Raw genomic sequence first — 3510 nt, 5'->3', positions numbered from 1 at the left:
CAAAGCGCTGAGCCAAAAAACGATGAAGCAATCGCCCCAGCTGATGATAAAAAAGCTGCGGTAGCTGCGGCTATTGCCCGTGCTAAAGCTAAAAAAGCCGCTAAAGCGGCTGCGCAAACAAGTGATGCTGAGCCGGAAAACTCACAAGTAAGCCCTCCTGCTGATGACAAAAAAGCGGCCGTAGCTGCGGCTATTGCCCGCGCTAAAGCTAAAAAAGCCGCTAAAGCGGCTGAGCAAACCCAGCAATCAGCTGAACCAAATGCTGCTGAGAAAACAAGTAATGTTGAGCCTGAAAACTCACAAGTAAGCCCTCCAGCTGATGACAAAAAAGCCGCCGTAGCTGCTGCTATTGCCCGCGCTAAAGCTAAAAAAGCCGCTAAAGAAGCTGAGCAAGCAGCACCAAGTGAACACAGCGCACCTGAACAAAGCAATGAGCCACAAACCAGCAACGGTTCAGACTCTGAGCAAACTGCAGCAGAGAAGAAAAAAGCCGCCGTGGCCGCCGCAATAGCGCGCGCCAAAGCTAAAAAGTTACAAAAAGAAGGAAATGATCAGTCATGAAATTAACCATGGCCAGTTCGCCGCACAACCATAGCCATAAGTCGTTAACGCGCTTAATGCTAACCGTCATTGCTGCGTGTATTCCTGGACTAATAGCACAAGTGGTATTTTTTGGGACTGGCGTACTTATTCAGTTAGTACTGGCACTTGTTGCTGTAAGCGTATTTGAAGCAGCCATTATGTTAATGCGCAAACGCCCTATTTGGCCTGCATTGAGTGATGGTAGTGCATGGCTTACTGGTGTGCTGTTAGCACTGAGTATTCCGCCGCTGGCGCCTTGGTGGGTCATTATTATTGGCTGTTTATTTGCCATTGTGATTGTAAAGCAACTTTATGGTGGGCTTGGGTTTAACTTATTCAACCCAGCAATGGCCGCATACGTACTTCTTTTAATCTCGTTTCCGGTACAAATGACCGCGTGGTTACCCGTTACCGATTTACTTAATGCCCCAATTGGCTTTATTGACCAATTACGTCTTATATTTACCGACTTTACGGCGCTGGGTTTTAGTGTTGATCAAGTCCGTGCCGGCGTTGATGGCCTCACCATGGCCACCCCGCTTGATACAGTTAAAACTGATGTAGCACATGGTCTAACGGTTAGCGAAAGCATGCAAAAACCAATTTTTTCTCAATGGGCTGGGCTTGGTTGGCTATGGGTTAACCTAGGCTTTTTAGCCGGGGGTTTATACCTTTTAAAAGCTAAAATTATAAACTGGCATATTCCAGTCAGCTTTATAGGCTCACTGGCGCTGTGCAGTGCCATTGGCTATATTGCTGCGCCAGGTACCGAGCCAGGTATGGTCTTTCACTTATTAAGTGGCGCGACCATGATGGGCGCATTTTTTATCGCCACCGATCCTGTTTCAGCTGCAACCACCAATAAAGGGCGCTTAATCTATGGCGCGTTAATTGGCTTGTTGGTGTATTTGATTCGCACCTTTGGTGGTTTCCCTGATGCGGTAGCCTTTAGCGTATTATTAATTAATATTGCTGTACCGCTGATTGATTACTACACCCAACCACGCACTTATGGCCACGGAGCAGTAAAATGATTATTTCATCAATGGCTAAAAATGGCGCGATATTAACGGCCTTTGCACTGATAACCACAGGCTTAGTTGCCTCAATTGATGCATTCACCGCCGATAAAATTGCCGAGCAAGAACGCCTGCAATTAACCTCACAATTACAAGAGGTATTAAACCCACGCAGCTACGATAATCAGCTCAATACAAATTGCGTAATTATGAGCGACGAACAACTTGGCCCTTACCCCGAGCAAGTTATTTACCGCGCTTATAAAAATCAGCAACCTGTTGCTCTTGTAATCAGGCACGTAACACCTAGTGGTTACAGTGGCGATATTAACTTATTAACCGCCGTACTTGCTGATGGCACCATTGCCGGCGTACGTACCACTAAGCACGAAGAAACGCCCGGCCTAGGTGATAAAGTAGAGGTTAAAAAGTCGCTGTGGATCACTACATTTAACGATTTAACAGTTCAAAATGAAGACGATGCCCGTTGGGCGGTAAAAAAAGATGGCGGCCAGTTTGACCAATTCACCGGCGCAACAATTACGCCTCGCGCCGTGGTTGGCTCGGTAAAAAATGCCGTATTATTTGCAAAAGCTAACTTTGACGCCATTTTTAAACAGCCTAATGCGTGCCAAGAGGTAACACCATGAGTGAGTTAAAAACCTTATACAAAGAAGGCGTATGGGCCAATAACCCAGCGCTCGTGCAGCTGCTCGGTTTATGCCCGCTTTTAGCTGTTACATCAACGGTAACCAACGCACTTGGCCTAGGGTTAGCTACTTTATTAGTTTTAGTAGGCTCTAATGTTACCGTTTCTATTGTACGTAATTGGGTGCCTAAAGACATTCGTATTCCGGTATTTGTAATGATTATTGCAGGCTTTGTGACCATAGTTCAGCTACTTATGAATGCGTATACCTTTGGCTTGTATCAATCACTAGGCATATTTATTCCACTTATCGTGACTAACTGCGCCATTATTGGCCGTGCAGAGGCGTATGCTTCTAAAAATCCTGTTCACCTGTCTGTGTTCGACGGCCTAATGATGGGCTTAGGCTTTATGGCCGTGCTGTTAGTGCTAGGTGCAATGCGTGAACTGATAGGCCAAGGTACATTATTTGATGGCGCCGATTTGCTCCTAGGGCTATGGGCACAAAGCCTACGCTTGGAAATATTTAGTTTCGATAGCCAGTTTTTACTCGCTATTTTGCCCCCAGGTGCCTTTTTAGGGCTTGGGCTGCTAATAGCAGCAAAAAATGTTATTGACGCACAAATAAAATCAAAACAGGTAACGCCGCCTGCTGCCGAAAAAGGCCCACGCGCACGTGTTACTAGCTTAACTTAAGGGGAAAACGCGTTAGCGCTATTAGCTAATGCGTTTTAAGTTGCATGAATAAAGAAAAACGTCACCAAATACTCTCGCGTTTGCGCGAGCAAAACCCACACCCAGAAACCGAGCTTGAATACTCAAGCCCATTTGAGCTACTAGTGGCTGTTACGCTCTCCGCACAAGCCACAGATGTCGGGGTAAATAAAGCTACCCGTAAATTATTTCCGGTTGCTAATACCCCACAAGCCATTTTAGATATCGGCCACGATGCACTTCGCGATTATATAAAAACCATTGGGTTATTTAATTCAAAAGCCGCAAACGTGTACAAAATGTGCCAAATATTGGTTGATCAACATAATGGCATTGTGCCCGAAAACCGCGAAGCCCTCGAAGCCCTCCCCGGAGTTGGCCGAAAAACCGCAAATGTCGTGCTCAACACAGCTTTCGGCTGGCCGACCATTGCCGTAGACACGCATATTTTTCGTGTTTCAAACCGCACCAAATTTGCGATGGGTAAAGATGTAGTTGCTGTTGAGCAAAAACTTGAAAAGGTTGTCCCTAAAGAATTTAAAGTAG

4 protein-coding genes and 1 pseudogene are annotated in these 3510 nt (G+C 45.9%); all 5 read left to right on the top strand.

Annotation, left to right across the window (positions count from 1 at the left end; genetic code table 11):
• Positions 1-561: pseudogene (locus AN393_RS19460) on the top strand (electron transport complex subunit RsxC); the annotation flags it as partial.
• Positions 558-1616: an electron transport complex subunit RsxD gene (rsxD, locus tag AN393_RS19455; protein WP_055016961.1), complete on the top strand. Its 1059-nt coding sequence runs from the start codon at positions 558-560 to the stop codon at positions 1614-1616. The pseudogene AN393_RS19460 and the gene rsxD, both read left to right, overlap by 4 nt.
• The gene (rsxG, locus tag AN393_RS19450; protein WP_055016960.1) at positions 1613-2251 is read left to right on the top strand and encodes an electron transport complex subunit RsxG; all 639 of its coding nucleotides are present in this window, start codon (positions 1613-1615) and stop codon (positions 2249-2251) included. Before rsxD ends, rsxG begins: the two co-directional genes overlap by 4 nt.
• On the top strand, positions 2248-2946 hold the full coding sequence (locus AN393_RS19445) for an electron transport complex subunit E (protein WP_055018935.1): 699 nt from the start codon (positions 2248-2250) through the stop codon (positions 2944-2946). The genes rsxG and AN393_RS19445 overlap by 4 nt, the downstream gene beginning before the upstream one ends.
• Before the next feature lie 44 nt (positions 2947-2990).
• Positions 2991-3510, top strand: a 520-nt coding sequence (nth, locus tag AN393_RS19440) for an endonuclease III (protein ID WP_055016958.1), incomplete at its 3' end; no start/stop codon positions are given.

Source organism: Pseudoalteromonas sp. P1-25 (assembly GCF_001401805.1).
Lineage (GTDB): Bacteria > Pseudomonadota > Gammaproteobacteria > Enterobacterales > Alteromonadaceae > Pseudoalteromonas.
This window is presented reverse-complemented; position numbering and strand designations above follow the sequence as displayed.

Excerpts from the sequence above, each read along its gene's own strand:
- rsxD (WP_055016961.1), top strand. The coding sequence starts at position 558 with ATGAAATTAACCATGGCCAGTTCGCCGCACAACCATAGCCATAAGTCG.
- AN393_RS19445 (WP_055018935.1), top strand. The coding sequence starts at position 2,248 with ATGAGTGAGTTAAAAACCTTATACAAAGAAGGCGTATGGGCCAATAAC.
- rsxG (WP_055016960.1), top strand. The coding sequence starts at position 1,613 with ATGATTATTTCATCAATGGCTAAAAATGGCGCGATATTAACGGCCTTT.